The sequence below is a fragment of the Telluria sp. ZB4P37 genome (assembly GCF_059685855.1).
Genome location: NZ_JCASID010000002.1, coordinates 570812 through 585471, shown reverse-complemented (window position 1 = coordinate 585471; position 14660 = coordinate 570812). Strand labels below are relative to the sequence as shown.

Genomic DNA, 14660 nt, shown 5'->3' with positions numbered 1-14660 from the left:
TCAGCCAATCTTGTCGACGTCCTGGAGCGCGATGAGCGGCAGGAAATCATGTATGGGGCCGCGGCCCGGGATGATGAGGTCGGGCGCGATCTCGGCAAGGGGGGCCAGCACGAAACCGCGCTCGTGCATGCGCGGATGCGGTACGGTCAAGGATTCGGTGACGATGACCTGGTCGCCGTAGAGCAGCAGGTCGAGGTCGAGGGTGCGCGGCGCATTGCGGTAGGGGCGCTCGCGGCCATGCGCAAGTTCGATGTCCTGCAGTGCGGCCAGCAGTTCGTGCGGGTCGAAGCTGGTGTCGATACAGGTCACCGCATTAATGTAGTCCGGGCCACATGAATCGATCGGCGCCGTGCGGTACAGGCCGGAGGTGTGCACCAGTGCGGTGCCGTCCAGCAGTGCGAGGCGGCGCACCGCGTCGAGCACGTTGGCCTGGGCATCGCCCAGGTTGGCGCCGATGCCGACCCAGGCGATCATTCCTCGCCGCCGCCCTGTGCCGCTGGTGCAGCGCCTTCTCCGCCGCCACTATTCTTGCGGGGGCCGCGGCGCGGTGCGCGCTTGCGCTTCGCGGCCGGCGGATTCTCGCCGCCCTGGTCGTCGCCCGCCTGCGTTGCGCCGGAGGCCGAACGCTGCCCGCCCGAGCGCCCGCCGCGCGAATTGGCAGCCGCCAGCAGCTGTTCGCGCTCGCCGCCTTCGGCCGCATAGAACGCGGTCCACCATTCGCCCACTTCGCCCGGCAGCTCGCCGGATTCGCAGCGCAGCAGCAGGAAGTCGTAGCCGGCCCGGAAGCGCGGGTGTTCCAGCAGCTTGAACGGCGCCTTGCCGGTGCGGCGCTCGAAGCGCGGCTGCATGGCCCAGATGTCGCGCATGTCGGTGGCGATGCGGCGCTGCAGGGCCAGGTTGTCGGTTTGCGTATCGAGCACGTCGTCGGCCGCCAGGTGCAGGGCGGGAATCGGCGCTTCGCCGGCGGCGCGGTAGGCATTCCACTTTTCCAGCACCTGGTGCCACAGCAGCGAAGCAAACAAGAAGCCGGGCGAGACGCCCTTGCCGGCCTTGACGCGGGCGTCGGTCGATTCCAGCGCGAGCGTGACGAACTTCATGCCTATCGGCTGCTCCAGCACGACGTCGAGCAGCGGCAGCAGGCCGTGGTGCAGGCCAGCCGAGCGCAGCTCGCGCAGGCAGGCCAGCGCATGGCCCGACAGCAGGAGCTTGAGCATCTCGTCGAACACGCGCGCCGCCGGCACGTTGTCGATCAAGGGGGCCATGACGGGAATCGGCGCGCGCGTGGTTGGCTCGATGGTGAAGCCCAGCTTGGCCGCGAAGCGCACCACGCGCAGCATGCGCACCGGGTCTTCGCGGTAGCGCGCTTCGGGCACGCCGATGATGCGCAGCAGCTTGGCGCGGATGTCTTCGATGCCGCCATGGTAGTCGAGCACCGTTTCGCTGGCCGGGTCGTAATACATGGCATTGATGGTGAAGTCGCGACGCGCCGCGTCTTCGTGCTGCGGACCGAAATTATTGTCGCGCAGGACGCGGCCATGCTCGTCCTTCGGGGCGTTGTCGCTGCCGTTGCCGCGGAAGGTGGTTACTTCCAGCAGGTCCTGGCCGAACATCACGTGCACGATCTGGAAGCGGCGGCCGATGATGAAGGCGCGGCGGAACAGGCGCTTGACCTGCTCGGGCGTGGCGTTGGTCGCGATGTCGAAGTCTTTCGGCTTGATACCCAACAGCAGGTCGCGCACGGCGCCGCCGACCACGAAGGCCTGGAAGCCAGCGTCCTGCAGGGTTTGCGTGACCTTGATCGCGTTGCTCGAGACCAGGCGCGGGTCGATGCCGTGCTCCTCTAGGCCGAGGATGCGGGGTTCGGTCGGGTCGCGGCCGTCTTCCTTGACGCCCAGGATTTTGCGGATGAATTTCTTAATCATTGAATAGATGGAGTGTTGGCCAACCCTGCTCGCGCGCATGGGTGGCGAGCTTGGTGCTCGGGTTGGTGGCGACCGGATGGCTGACGATCGACAGCAGCGGGATGTCGTTATGCGAATCGCTGTAGAAGTGGCTGCGCTCGAAGTCCTCGAACGTGTAGCCGAGGCGCTCGAGCCACGCGTGCATGTGCGTGATCTTGCCCGCGCCGGAGGTCGGGGTGCCGGCCAGCTTGCCGGTCAACTGGCCCTGGGCGTCGACTTCCGGCATGGCGCCGATGTGGTGCCCGACGCCGAAGGCGGCTGCGATCGGCGCCGTGATGAAATGGTTGGTGGCGGTGATGATGGCCACCAGGTCGCCCGCTTGCTGGTGCTCGCGCACCAGCCTGAGTGCACGCGGCTTGATCGCCGGTTCGATGACTTCCGCCATGTAGCGTGCGTGCAGGGCATCGAGCTCAAGGCGCGGGAAGCGTGCCAGGGTGCCCAGTGCGAACTCGAGGTATTCGACCGGATCGAGCGTGCCGGCCTGGTACTGGGCGAAGAAATCGTCGTTGCGGCGGCGGAAAGCGGTTTCGTCGACTGCGCCTACGCGGACCAGGAATTCGCCCCATTCGTAGTCTGAATCGATCGGCAGCAGGGTGTGGTCGAGGTCGAACAGCGCAAGGTGTTTCATTCTTTGGGTTCCAACTGCTGGTTTTCTTGAAGCAACAAATCACGCAGCAGGGGCACGGTGACGGGGCGCTGGGTCTCGAGCGAATACTGGTCGAGGGCGTCCAGCATCGTCGCCAGCGACCGCATGTCGCGCTTGAAGTGAGACAACAAATAGGGTAACACGCTGGCCGACAGCGTCAATCCGCGCGCCTCGGCGGCCTGGGTGAGGGCGGCGATCTTCTCGTCGTCGGACAGGCCCTTGATTTCGTACACCAGCCCCCAGCCCATGCGCGTGCGCAGGTCTTCGCGCACCTGCAGCACCGCCGGCGGCACCGGGCCGGTGCTGACCATGTAGGTGCCGTGTTCGCGGATTTGGTTGAACAGGGCAAAGGCGTCGATCTGGCGCTGCGGCGACAGGCAGTGGCAGTCGTCCAGCAGATACAGCGTGACGCTAGGGGTATGCACGAACTGGTCTTCCGGCGCGTTGAACGGGATGTAGCGCGAGGCCGGGCTGGCCGCCAGGGCCTGCAGCAGGTGGGTCTTGCCGGCGCCGGTGTCGCCCCACAGGTAGGCGAAATGCTCGCGCGATGCACGCTGCGCGAACTGGTGCATCAGGTGCGCCAGTTCGGCATTCTCGCCCACCTGGAAGGTGTCGAGGCTGTGCGCCGGTTCGGCGCCTAAATCGAGCACCAGCTGTTTCATGGTGTCGCTTTCACGCGGGAAGCATCGGGTTCGGATTCTGGGGTGTAGACAAGGCTCTGTTCCATGCTACCGGCATTATAAAAGCTGCTGCGCAGGTAGTGGCGCCGCACGTGGCGGAAACCGACCATCAGCACCGCCGATGCCGGCAGCGCCAGCAGCACGCCGGCAAAGCCGAACAGTTCGCCGAAGGCCATCAGCGCGAAGATTACTGCCAGCGGGTGCAGGCCGATGCGCTCGCCGACCAGGCGCGGAGTCAGGACGAAGCTTTCGATTAGCTGGCCGGCGGTGTAGATCGCGACCACCCAGGCCAGGCCCGCCCAGCCGGAAAACTGCAGCAGCGCCGCGACCAGCGCCAGCAGCATTCCCAGGCCAAAACCGAGATAGGGGACGAAGCCCAGCAGGCCGGTGAGCACGCCCACCGGCAGCGCCACGTCCAGCCCGATGAAGTAGAGCGCGGCCGAGTAGTACACGGCCAGCACGATCATCACCAGCAGCTGGCCGCGCAGGTACTGGGCCAGCAGGACGTCGGATTCACGCGCCATGCCGACCGTTTGCGGGGCCCAGCGGCGCGGGATGGCGCCTTCGATACGCGCCAGCAGCGAATGCCAGTCGAGCAGCAGGTAGAACAGCACCACCGGCACCAGGGTGAGCGTGGCGATCCAGCCCAGCAGGGCGCTGCCGCCGACCTTTACCTTGGCCAGCACCGAAGTCCACATATCGTCGCCGCCGGCCGCCACCTGCTGTTCGAGCAGTGCGCGCAGCCCGGCGCTGTCGAGTTTGACGTGGATGCCGTACTTGCCCAGCCAGGGCGCAAGGTAGGTGTCGAGCCAGGTGAAGAAAGCGGGAATCTTGGCCTGCAACAGGGGGATCTCGGCGCGCAGCACCGGCACCACGATCAGGAACAGCGCCACCACCGCCGCGCAGAAGGCGGTTAGCACGAGCGAGACGGCCAGCACGCGCGGCATGCGGCGGCGCCCAATGCGCGCCCGCGCCAGCCGGTCAACCGCGCCGCCCAGCATGTAGGCAAGGATGGCGGCCGCAATGAAGGGCGACAGGATCGGTCCGAGGGTGTACAACAACAGCGCCACCGCGAACCAGAGCGCCAACCAGAATGTGGATTGTTTTTGCTCCAGGGAGAGGAAAAATGGCATGTAGTTATTGTTATGGTCGCGAATTGGGGTGAAATCGGCTTGGGCGGGGGGCGATTTGCTAATGCTAAAATGATGGATTGACCTGGTTTGGGTCTGCCGCCTTCTATTTTACCGCCTCTGCTGCCAAATACCATGAGCCAACCATCTAATGTTTCCCTCTCCTACCGCGACGCCGGTGTCGACATCGACGCCGGCGACGCCCTGGTCGAAGCGATCAAGCCACTCGCCAAGCGCACCATGCGCGAAGGCGTCCTCGGCGGCATCGGCGGTTTCGGCGGCCTGTTCGAGATCAGCAAGAAGTTCAAGGAACCGGTGCTGGTGTCGGGCACCGACGGCGTCGGCACCAAACTCAAGCTGGCTTTCGAGCTGAATCGCCACGACACGGTCGGCATCGACCTGGTCGCCATGAGCGTCAACGACATCCTGGTGCAGGGCGCCGAGCCGCTGTTCTTCCTCGACTACTTCGCCTGCGGCAAGCTCGACGTAGCGACCGCCACCGCCGTGGTGAGCGGCATCGCCAAGGGCTGCGAACAGTCCGGCTGCGCGCTGCTGGGCGGCGAGACCGCCGAGATGCCGGGCATGTACCCGGACGGCGAATACGACCTGGCCGGCTTCGCAGTCGGCGCGGTCGAAAAATCGCAGCTCATCGACGGCAGCAAGATCGTCCCGGGCGACGTGGTGCTGGGCCTGGCCTCGTCGGGCATCCACTCCAACGGCTATTCGCTGGTGCGCAAGATCATCGACGTCGCCAAGCCGGACCTGGAAGGCGATTTCCACGGCCGCAAGCTGTCGGACGTACTGATGGCGCCGACCCGCATCTACGTCAAGCCGCTGCTCGCGCTCATGGCGTCGATGGAAGTAAAAGGCATGGTGCACATCACCGGCGGCGGGCTGGTCGAGAACATCCCGCGCGTGCTGCAGGACCACGTGACGGCCGTGCTGGACGCATCGTCGTGGACCATGCCGCCGCTGTTCCAGTGGCTGCAGCAGCACGGCGGCGTAGCGGATGCCGAGATGCACCGCGTGTTCAACTGCGGTATCGGCATGACTGTCATCGTTTCAAAAGAAAACGCGGATGCCGCGATGGCCCAGCTGCAGGCTGCCGGCGAGACCGTGTACCGCATCGGCGAGATCCGTGCGCGCGAAGAGGGACAGGCGCAGACGATCGTGCAGTAAGCGGTTTTTTGACGGTTTGTACAAGAACGGGCGCCGCGGCGCCCGTTCTTCGTTACAGCCAGCCCGCCGCCTAGCGTGCCGCGCCCGGGCCGATATGCCGGTCCAGGAACTGCTCGACGCGCTTCCAGAAATCGTAGCTGTTCTCTGGCAACGCCCAGCCGTGGCCCTCGTCCTGGTACACCACCCACTCGACCTGCTTGTTGTGGTTCTTCACCGCATCGCGGAACTTGATGCCGTGGTAGAGCGGCACGCGTTGGTCGACCGCGCCGTAGGCCATCAGGAGCGGCTGGGTGATGCGCGCCGCCTGTTCGACCGGGGAGGTGGCCTTGAACTGGGCCGCATCCTTGACCTGGTCGCCGATTAGCACCGGCATGCCGTGCTTCTTGAATTCTTCGCCCACGTCGGATTCGAAGCTCCAGTGCCCGTTGTACAGCAGGTTGATGTCGGTGACGCCGATCCAGTTGATGCCGCACTTGTAGAGGTCCGGGTCGTTCACGAGGCCCATCAGCGTCGCGTAGCCGCCGTAGCTGGCGCCCGCGATGCAGATACGCTTCGGATCGGCGATGCCCTGCGCAATCGCCCAGCGCGTGGCGTCGGCGATATCGTCCTGCATCGCCAGGCCCCACTGTTTCCAGCCGGCCCGGTAGTGGGCGTCGCCATAGCCGGTGCTGCCACGGAAGTCCGGCTCCAGCACGGCATAGCCGCGCGATGCCAGGAATTGGGTTTCCGGATTCCAGCCCCAGTGGTTCCCGCGCACGTAAGGCCCGCCGTGCACCAGTACCACCAGCGGCAGGTTCTTGCCTGCATTGGCCGGCACTGTCAGCAGCGCCGGGATCTCGCGGCCGTCGCGCGCCTTGTAGCGCACCGGGTCCTGGCGCCCCATGCGCCGGGGATCGATGCCTTCGCGGCTCTTGCCGACCGCATTGAGGGCGCCGGTCTTGGGGTTGTACAGGTTGTAGAAGCGCGGTTTCACGTCCGAGTACGAGGCGACCAGCATCCACGGGGCATCGGGCCGCGAGGCCGGCGAGACCAGGTTGACAGTCCCCGGCAGCAGCTTGTCCACGCTCTCCTGGACCGCTTGCATGTCCTTGTCGAACCAGATGTGGGCGGCCGCGTCGGTTTCGACCGATACGCCGAGCAGCTTGCCGCGCTGGCTGATCAAGCCTCCGCTGAAATCGTAGCCGGGCGTGACGACCAGCGGTTCGGGCCTGACCTTGCCGGTGGCCAGGTCGAGCGTATGCAGCGAATCGGTGTCTCCACCATGACTGGAGCTCACGTACAGCGTGCCGTCGCCGCCGAAGCCCACCGGCCAGAACGCGCCGGTGCTGCCGGTATAGCTGGCGAACTGCGCGAGCGTGCGCCATTTGCCGCCCTCCGGTTCGCGAAGGAAGAAAATTGTCTTGCCGTCTTCCGAACGGATCGCCAGGCGTGGCTCGCCATTATTGTCGAGCATCCAGCTGTCGACCGGGCCCGGGCGCTGCACGGTCACGAAGCGGCCGGTCAGGGTATCGAGGTGCAGCAGGTTCGAGGTCCGCACGTCGCCATTGTTATCGAATTCGACGCTGCTGACATAGACCTTGTCGGAATCCTGCGCGCCGCGCTGGCCGAGCATGAAGGTATGCCACGGCAGGATGCGGCGGTCGATGTTGGAGCCCCCTTCGACCACGAACTCGTTGCCGCGCCGGTTGGCCAGCTGCCGCAGGCCCTCGCCGTCGCGGTTCACCGCATACAGGCCGCTGGCCAGGTAGCGGCCGCCCGGACCGATCTTCTTGTCGGTGACGTTGAACAGCAGGCGCTGGTCGTTCACCCACTGGAACTGGAGGATGTCGACGTCCTTGTAGCCGGCGACCAGTTTGCCCTTGTTTTCCACCAGGTCGATCACCACCAGCATGTCGCGCCGGCCCGGCGCACCCGACAGGGCGGCCAGGTAGCGGCCGCTCGGCGAAAGCAGCGCGCGCTCCAGCAGGGGATTGGAAAAGAAGGCTTCGACCGGGATCGGCGCCGGTGCCGTCTGGGCGTGGGAAGGGACCGCGAAGGCGGTGCTCAGCGCGCATGCGAACAGGACGCGGGCGCACAGGACAGGAAGTGTGGACATGATGTTTTTATGTGAAGCGAAGGCTTATTGTTTTACCGCGCCGGGGCCGATGTGCTTGTCCAGGAAGCGCTCCACGCGTCCCCAGAAGTCGACGCTATTCTTCGTCAGCCTGAAGCCGTGGCCTTCTTCCGGATATTCGACCCATTCGACGTTGCGGTTGGTCTTCATGACGGCGTCGCGGAATCTGGTGCCGTGGGTGATCGGCACGCGCCGGTCCACCCCGCCGTAGGCCAGCAGCAGCGGTTGCGTGATGCGGCCGGCCTGCTCGAGCGGCGAGGTGGCCTTGAGCTGGGCCGCGTCCTTGATCCGGTCGCCGACCATTTCCGGCATGCCATAGGATTTCCATTCTTTCGAGAGGTCGCTGTCGAAATTCCAGCCGCTGTCGTACATCAGGTTGATGTCGGTGACGCCGATCCAGTTGATGCCGCACTTGTACATGCCCGGGTCGTTGACCAGGCCCATCAGGGTAGCGTAGCCGCCGTAGCTGGCGCCGGCAATGCACACGCGCCTTGCATCGGCGATGCCCTTGCCGGCGGCCCAGTGCACGCCGTCGGCGATATCGTTCTGCATCGCCAGCCCCCATTGCTTGAAGCCGGCCTTGAAGTGCTTGACGCCGAAGCCCGTGCTGCCGCGGAATTCCGGCTCGAGCACTGCATAGCCACGCGATGCCAGGAACTGGGCCTGCGCGTCCCAGCCCCACGAACCGCCACGCACGTAGGGGCCGCCGTGCACAAGTACCACCAGCGGCAGGTCGGCAGGCTTGGCGCCGCGCGGCAGCGTCAGCAGCGCCGGGATCTCCAGGCCGTCGCGCGCCTTGTAGCGCACGAACTGCTGGCGTCCCATCTGCGCCGGATTGATGGCCGGCCGCGTGTCGGCGATCTTGTTGATCACCCCGGTCTGGGTGTTGTAGAGCGAATAGCTGCCTGGATGGACGTCCGAGTACGCGTACACCAGTACCCAGGGCGAGGCGGCCTGCGCCGGCACCGAAATCAGGTTGACGGTGGCCGGCAGCAGCTTGTCGACCGCCTGCTGGACCGCTTTCATGCCGGGATCGAACCATTCGTTCGATGTCGCATCGGTGGTGAAGCGCGCGCCAAGCACCTTGTCGCGGTTGACCACCAGGCGGCCGTCGAAATCATAGCCGGTGGTGACCAGCACCGGTTCCGGGTTGACTTTTCCGGTGGCGATGTCGAACAGGTGCAGCGAGGTGGTGTCGCGCCCGCCGGCGCGCGCCAGCACGAACAGGTTGCCATCCGGCGTGAAGCCGACCGGTTGCAATTCCTTGCTGCCGTCGCCATAGGCCGGGTAGCTGGCCAGCACGCGCCATGTGCCGCTCGACGGCTCGCGATAATGCAGCGTGACCGTGTCGCGCTCCATCGACCAGGCCAGGCGGGGCTCGCCCTTGTGGTCGAGCGTCCAGCCGCGCACGTTGTAGGCCGGGCGCGGCACCGCCTGGGTGGAACCGGTCAGGGTGTTCAGGCGCAGCAGGTCGACGCTGCGCACCTCGCGCGCGGTATCGAAATTGACGCTGGTGACATACACGTATTCCGAATCCTGCGCGCCCTCCTGGTCGAGCATGAAGGTATGCCACGGCAGGATCTTGCGGACCGTGCGCCGGCCGAGCGACGAATTGCTGCCGGTCCGGTCGGCCAGTTCCACGAACTTCTCGCCATCGCGGTCGACCGCGTACAGGCCGGGCGCGTAACGCTGGTTACCCTCCCCGACACCTTTTTCACGCGTGTCGAACAGCAGGCGTTCGTTGCTGATCCACTGGAAGTCGCCGATGTCGGCGTCGTTGTACGAGGCGACTACCTTGGCGCTGTTGGCCTGCAGGTCCACCACCACCAGCGCATCGCGCCGGCCGGGCGCACCGGAACGGGTGGCCAGGAAGCGCGCGTCAGGCGACAGCTTGGCGCCGCTGATCGGGGCGCTGGAGAAGAAACTGGCGATGGCCGGCAGCGCGGGCGCAGCCGGCGAAGGTGCTTGCGCATGCGCGCCGGGCAGTGCGCATGCCAGTGCGGCAGCGAGGGCTGCGCCGCGCAATGCACGGGAAAGGAATAGGGTCATACACGCTCTTGGAAATGGATGGATGCCTGGGGCGGCATCCAACAATAGCAGTCTTGCCGGGCCAGCAAAACCCATTGGCCCACATCCATGCCGCGTGCATATGCACTGTGGCGCCGGCGCACATCAGGGCTTGTGTGGAGGGTCCTGCTCGGGCGCGCGGATGTACTCGACCATGCCGATGCTGGTGCGGCTCGGCGGCGCGCTCAAGAGGCTGCCCAGCACCGTCGCAAACAGGCCGCCCGGCACGCCGAACACGCCCGCGGCCAGCGGCTGGATGCCGAACCAGGCGTCGTCCACGCTGCCGCCCAGCGTCGGGCTGGCGCGCAGCATGTACCAGAGGCAGATAGCGAAACCGGTGAGCATGCCGGCGATCGCCCCCGCGTGGTTGGCGCGCTTCCAGAACACGCCCAGCACCAGTACCGGGAACAGGGTGGAACCAGCCAGCGAAAACGCCGCGCCGACGAGCGACAGGATGTCGGCCGGCCGCTGCGAGGCCGCGTAAGCAGCGATGAAGGCCACCGCCAGCAGCAGCAGCTTGGAAATCGTGACCCGTTTCTGGGTCGAGGCGCCCGGGTCCACCATCTTGTAATACACGTCGTGCGAGAGCGCGTTGGAGATCGCCAGCAGCAGGCCATCGGCCGTGGACAGCGCCGCCGCCAGGCCCCCGGCCGCGACCAGTCCCGAGACCACATACGGCAGGCCGCCGATTTCGGGCGTGGCCAGCACCAGCACGTCGGCGTCGATCGCGACTTCGGCCAGCTGCACGATGCCGTCGCCGTTGATGTCCACCACGCTGAGCAGGGGACTGACCTTGTCGACGTTGGCCCAGTACGAAATCCAGGTCGGCAGCGCGGAAAAATCGCTGCCGACCAGCGAGGTATAGATATCGTACTTGGCCAGCACCGCCAGCGCGGGAATGGTCAGGTAGATCAGCAGGATGAAGAACAGGGTCCAGAACACCGACACCCGGGTCTCGTGCACCGAGGGCGTGGTGTAGGACCGCATCAATATATGGGGCAGGGCGGCGGTGCCGAACATCAGGCAGAACACCACCGCCAGAAAATTATTGCGGCGCTTGTCCGACTCGGCTTCGGTCGCGCCGGGGAAAGGCGTGGCATGCGGCTCGGGCGGCCGCGCACGCTGCAGGTTGGCTTCGCGCAGCTCCAGCCACGTCGTGCGCGCTTCGTCGGGCGAACCCGGATAGGTATTGAGCGCGCGCTCGGCCTGGCGCACTTCTCCCAGTGAGGCATTGCTGGCGCGGACCGCCCGCAGTGCGCGCTGTGCTTCGAGCTTGCCGGCTTCCCACGATGCCGGCAGTGCTGCCAGGCGCGCATCGAACTCGCCGGCGCGGCGCCGGAACTCGGCGCGCACCTCGAGTTCGCGCGGGTCCTGCGCCAGCTGCCGCTCGCGCGCTGCCAGTTTCGGCAGGAGCGAGCCGTAGGCCACCTGCGGCACCGGGTTGTCGGCATGCTTGGCCGACAGCCAGATGGTCGGGATCAAGAAGGCGACCAGCAGGATGATGTACTGGGCCACCTGGGTCCAGGTAATACCGCGCATCCCGCCAAGGAAGGAACACACCAGGATGCTGGCCAGGCCCAGGAAAATCCCGACCGAGAAGTCAACGCCGGTGAAGCGCGAGGCGATCAGGCCGACCGCGTAGATCTGCGCCACCACGTAGGTGAAGGACACCATGATGGTGGCGCCGACGGCGAGCGCCCGCACCGGCCCGCCACGCCCACCCGCACCGCCGCCGTAGCGCGCCGCCAGAAAGTCGGGGATGGTGTACTGCGCGAATTTGCGCAGGTAGGGCGCGATGAGCAGCGCCACCAGCACATAGCCCCCGGTCCAGCCCATGATGTAGGCCAGGCTGTCGAAGCCGTGCAGGTACAGGCCGCCGGCGAGGCTGATGAAGCTGGCTGCCGAGATCCAGTCGGCCGCCGTGGCCATGCCGTTGAACAGGGCCGGCACGCGCCTGCCGGCCACGTAGTATTCGGTGACGTTCGAGGTGCGCGCCACCACGCCGATGGTGGCGTACAGCGCGATCGTGGCGAACATGAAGATATAGCCGATCCACAGGCGCGGCATGCCTTCCCGCTCGAGCAGGGCCAGCGACGCCAGGAACAGCGCGAAGCAGCCGGTGTACCAGAGGTAGTAGCGCGACAGCTTGCGGAAATAGGACGGCTTGGGCGTGCTCATGCGCCTGCCTCCGGCGCGGCGTACAGCCGGTCGAGGCGGCGCATGCGCCAGGCGTACCAGGCGATGATGGCCAGCGACACCAGCGAGGCTCCCTGCGCCGCCATGTAGAACGACAGCGGCCAGCCGAACACGCTGAACTGGGCCAGCTCGCGCGCGAAATACACGGTGCCGAAACCGGTGGCCAGCCACAGGACCAGCAGCACGGCGGTCAGGCGCCGGGTGCGCTCCCAGTGCGCGGCGCGGGCCGCCAGCAGGCGCTGGTGGCAGGCAGCCGCGTCGGGCAGGGGCGAAGAAGGGTCAGTCGGCTGGTTCGGCATCGGCGTCGTCGGCGTGGTGCAGCGGTGGCGGGAAGGTCAGGCGGAACAGGCTCCCAGGGTGCTTCCTGGACTCGCTGCGCGGATTGTTGAAGATGTCGACTTCGGCGCCGTGCTGCTGGGCGATCTCGCGCACGATCGCCAGCCCGAGGCCGCTGCCCTGCACGTTGCTGCCCAGGATGCGGTAAAAACGCTCGAACACGTGGGCACGCTCGCTTGGTGCGATGCCGGGGCCGGTGTCCTCGACTTCGAGCAGCACGTGCTCGCCGTCGCGCCGCACCCGCACCGTCACGCTGCCGCCCTGCGGCGTGTAACGCAGCGCATTGTCGATCAGGTTCGACAGCAGTTCGCGCAGCATCAGCGCATTGCCGGCGATGACAGGTGGATCGCCCGGCGCCTGGTCCGGCAGCTCCAGCCCGAAGTCGATCCGGTGCGCGAACGAAGCCTGCACCCAATCCTGCACGGTGGCATGCGCCAGTTGCGCCAGGTCGACCGCCTCGAAGGCCAGGCCGGCATGCGGCTGGTTCTCGGCGCGCGCCAGCGCCAGCAACTGGTTGACCAGGCGCGTAGCCGAATCCGAACTCTTGGCCAGCTGCTCGAGCGAGCGGTGGATCTCTTCCGGGTCGACCTGGCGCAGGGCCAGCTCGGATTGCATGCGCATGCCGGCCAGCGGCGTCTTCATCTGGTGCGCGGCGTCGGCGATGAAGCGCTTCTGCATCTCGACGGTCTGGGCCAGGCGCTCGAGCATGTCGTTGAAGGAGCCGACCAGCGGCGAGATTTCTTCGGGCACCTGGCGCGGATCGATCGGCGACAAATCGTCGGGGGGACGGGCGCGGATGCGCTCCTGCAGCTCGGCCAGCGGCGTGAGGCCGCGCGACAGGGCAAACCAGACCAGGGCCAGGATCACCGGCAGGATGATGAACTGCGGCAGGATCACGCCCTTGATGATCTCGTTGGCCAGGTGAGCGCGCTTGTCGAGGGTTTCCGCCACCTGCACCAGGGCCTGGTCCGGCGCCGCGGCGCGCCCGGCGTCCTCGCTGCGCAGCGGGTCGAGGTGCACATAGGAATAGGCCACGCGCACCGGCGTGCCATGGATGCTGTCGTTACGGAAGCTCACGGTGTCGCTGCGGCCGCCATCGGCGGCGGCGCCCGGCACACTGGCGCGCGGACGCGGCAGGTCGCGATCGCCGTCAATGTGCAGGCCGTCCGGCCCGCTGATCTGGAAGTAGACGCTGTCGACGTCGTCGGCGCGCAGCACGTCGCGCGCGCTGCCCGGCAGTTGCACGGTCGGCCGGCCGGCCACGGTGCGGATCTGCTGCGACAGCACGGTGACCCGGTCTTCCAGCGCATCGTCGAAGGGTTGGTTGGCGATCGACTTGGCCACCAGGTAGGTGATCGCGATGCTCATCGGCCACAGCAGCAGCAGCGGGGCCAGCATCCAGTCGAGGATCTCGCCGAACAGCGAATGCCGGATATTCTCGTCCGGTTCGGGATTCGGCGGAATATAAAGCGGCTCGGCCGCCCAGGGACCGGGCGCGGCGTCGAACCCGGTGTGGCGTTCGCTCACTTGTCGGCGGATTTGCTGTCGGCGAGGGCGCGCGGGGTGTCGGAGAACTTCTCGAGGCAGTAGCCCAGGCCGCGCACGGTGGCGATGCGCACGCCGCCGACCTCGATCTTCTTGCGCAGGCGGTGCACGTAGACCTCGATGGCGTTGTTCGACACTTCCTCGCCCCATTCGCACAGGTGGTCGACCAGCTGCTCCTTGGAGACCAGGCGCCCGGTGCGCGCCAGCAGCACCTCGAGCAGGCCGAGCTCGCGCGCCGACAGGTCGAGCATCTGCTCGTTGATGTAGGCGCTGCGGCCGACCTGGTCGTACACCAGCGGGCCATGGCGCACCACGGCTGGGCCGCCGCCGGCGCCGCGGCGGGTGAGGGCGCGCACCCGCGCCTCGAGCTCCGACAGGGCGAACGGCTTGGCCATGTAGTCGTCGGCGCCGAGGTCGAGGCCCTCGACGCGCTGCTCGACCGAATCGGCGGCGGTGAGGATCAGCACCGGCAGCAGCGAAGAGCGCGCGCGCAGGCGGCGCAGCACCTCCAGGCCGGACAGCTTGGGCAGGCCGAGGTCGAGGATGAGGAGGTCGAATTCCTGGGTGGACAGCGCGGTGTCGGCGTCCTCGCCGTTCTTGACGCAGTCGATGGCATAGCCGGACTGGCGCAGCGAGCGCGTGAGTCCGTCGGCAAGTACGCTATCATCTTCGGCGAGCAGAATTCGCATGGGGGCACCTGGTAAACGTTGGACTTTCGGCAGGTCCTATTGTGTTTGATTTATCGCAACAATGCGAGCCTCCTCTTAACAACATGGAGGTTTTTTTCGCTTGCATAAACTACTGGAT

At 66.6% G+C, this 14660-nt stretch carries 12 protein-coding genes; 1 reads left to right on the top strand and 11 read right to left on the bottom strand.

The genetic code is table 11. The annotated features are described in order from the left end of the window. Genes folK through AC56K1_RS06980 form a run of 5 tightly spaced genes read right to left on the bottom strand, consistent with a single transcriptional unit; the run spans window position 1 to window position 4420 of the window. Entirely contained in the window at window positions 1-474 is a 474-nt protein-coding gene (gene folK, locus AC56K1_RS07000; RefSeq protein ID WP_497157112.1) for a 2-amino-4-hydroxy-6-hydroxymethyldihydropteridine diphosphokinase, read from the bottom strand. Beyond that, a complete protein-coding gene (gene pcnB, locus AC56K1_RS06995; RefSeq protein WP_497157111.1) occupies window positions 471-1922 on the bottom strand; it encodes a polynucleotide adenylyltransferase PcnB in 1452 nt (483 codons plus the stop codon). Before pcnB ends, folK begins: the two co-directional genes overlap by 4 nt. After that, a complete protein-coding gene (locus AC56K1_RS06990) occupies window positions 1915-2589 on the bottom strand; it encodes a histidinol-phosphatase (RefSeq protein WP_497157110.1) in 675 nt (224 codons plus the stop codon). The genes pcnB and AC56K1_RS06990 overlap by 8 nt, the downstream gene beginning before the upstream one ends. Further along, window positions 2586-3269: a DnaA regulatory inactivator Hda gene (hda, locus tag AC56K1_RS06985; protein WP_497157109.1), complete on the bottom strand. Its 684-nt coding sequence runs from the start codon at window positions 3267-3269 to the stop codon at window positions 2586-2588. The genes AC56K1_RS06990 and hda overlap by 4 nt, the downstream gene beginning before the upstream one ends. Further along, window positions 3266-4420, bottom strand: a complete 1155-nt coding sequence (locus AC56K1_RS06980) for an AI-2E family transporter (RefSeq protein WP_497157108.1) — start codon at window positions 4418-4420, stop codon at window positions 3266-3268. The genes hda and AC56K1_RS06980 overlap by 4 nt, the downstream gene beginning before the upstream one ends. A gap of 132 nt (window positions 4421-4552) precedes the next feature. Between AC56K1_RS06980 and purM the strand changes: the two genes are divergently transcribed. Further along, a complete protein-coding gene (purM, locus tag AC56K1_RS06975) occupies window positions 4553-5596 on the top strand; it encodes a phosphoribosylformylglycinamidine cyclo-ligase (RefSeq protein WP_497157107.1) in 1044 nt (347 codons plus the stop codon). A gap of 70 nt (window positions 5597-5666) precedes the next feature. Here the strand turns inward: purM and AC56K1_RS06970 are convergent, their stop codons facing one another. From AC56K1_RS06970 to AC56K1_RS06945, 6 genes are all read right to left on the bottom strand, one after another. Then, on the bottom strand, window positions 5667-7691 hold the full coding sequence (locus AC56K1_RS06970) for an alpha/beta hydrolase family protein (RefSeq protein WP_497157106.1): 2025 nt from the start codon (window positions 7689-7691) through the stop codon (window positions 5667-5669). 24 nt (window positions 7692-7715) lie between these two features. Further along, the gene (locus AC56K1_RS06965; protein WP_497157105.1) at window positions 7716-9758 is read right to left on the bottom strand and encodes an alpha/beta hydrolase family protein; all 2043 of its coding nucleotides are present in this window, start codon (window positions 9756-9758) and stop codon (window positions 7716-7718) included. Window positions 9759-9881: 123 nt separating this feature from the next. Next, window positions 9882-11954: a sodium:solute symporter family protein gene (locus AC56K1_RS06960; protein WP_497157104.1), complete on the bottom strand. Its 2073-nt coding sequence runs from the start codon at window positions 11952-11954 to the stop codon at window positions 9882-9884. Beyond that, the gene (locus AC56K1_RS06955) at window positions 11951-12271 is read right to left on the bottom strand and encodes a DUF4212 domain-containing protein (protein WP_497157103.1); all 321 of its coding nucleotides are present in this window, start codon (window positions 12269-12271) and stop codon (window positions 11951-11953) included. Before AC56K1_RS06955 ends, AC56K1_RS06960 begins: the two co-directional genes overlap by 4 nt. Continuing rightward, entirely contained in the window at window positions 12252-13835 is a 1584-nt protein-coding gene (locus tag AC56K1_RS06950) for a sensor histidine kinase (protein WP_497157102.1), read from the bottom strand. Before AC56K1_RS06950 ends, AC56K1_RS06955 begins: the two co-directional genes overlap by 20 nt. After that, entirely contained in the window at window positions 13832-14542 is a 711-nt protein-coding gene (locus AC56K1_RS06945; RefSeq protein ID WP_497157101.1) for a response regulator, read from the bottom strand. The genes AC56K1_RS06950 and AC56K1_RS06945 overlap by 4 nt, the downstream gene beginning before the upstream one ends. Between the last annotated feature and the right edge of the window lie 118 nt (window positions 14543-14660).

Bases quoted from the DNA above. Each gene is read 5' to 3' on its own strand.
- folK (WP_497157112.1), bottom strand. From the start codon at position 474: ATGATCGCCTGGGTCGGCATCGGCGCCAACCTGGGCGATGCCCAGGCC.
- pcnB (WP_497157111.1), bottom strand. From the start codon at position 1,922: ATGATTAAGAAATTCATCCGCAAAATCCTGGGCGTCAAGGAAGACGGC.
- AC56K1_RS06990 (WP_497157110.1), bottom strand. From the start codon at position 2,589: ATGAAACACCTTGCGCTGTTCGACCTCGACCACACCCTGCTGCCGATC.
- hda (WP_497157109.1), bottom strand. From the start codon at position 3,269: ATGAAACAGCTGGTGCTCGATTTAGGCGCCGAACCGGCGCACAGCCTC.
- AC56K1_RS06980 (WP_497157108.1), bottom strand. From the start codon at position 4,420: ATGCCATTTTTCCTCTCCCTGGAGCAAAAACAATCCACATTCTGGTTG.
- purM (WP_497157107.1), top strand. From the start codon at position 4,553: ATGAGCCAACCATCTAATGTTTCCCTCTCCTACCGCGACGCCGGTGTC.
- AC56K1_RS06970 (WP_497157106.1), bottom strand. From the start codon at position 7,691: ATGTCCACACTTCCTGTCCTGTGCGCCCGCGTCCTGTTCGCATGCGCG.
- AC56K1_RS06965 (WP_497157105.1), bottom strand. From the start codon at position 9,758: ATGACCCTATTCCTTTCCCGTGCATTGCGCGGCGCAGCCCTCGCTGCC.
- AC56K1_RS06960 (WP_497157104.1), bottom strand. From the start codon at position 11,954: ATGAGCACGCCCAAGCCGTCCTATTTCCGCAAGCTGTCGCGCTACTAC.
- AC56K1_RS06955 (WP_497157103.1), bottom strand. From the start codon at position 12,271: ATGCCGAACCAGCCGACTGACCCTTCTTCGCCCCTGCCCGACGCGGCT.
- AC56K1_RS06945 (WP_497157101.1), bottom strand. From the start codon at position 14,542: ATGCGAATTCTGCTCGCCGAAGATGATAGCGTACTTGCCGACGGACTC.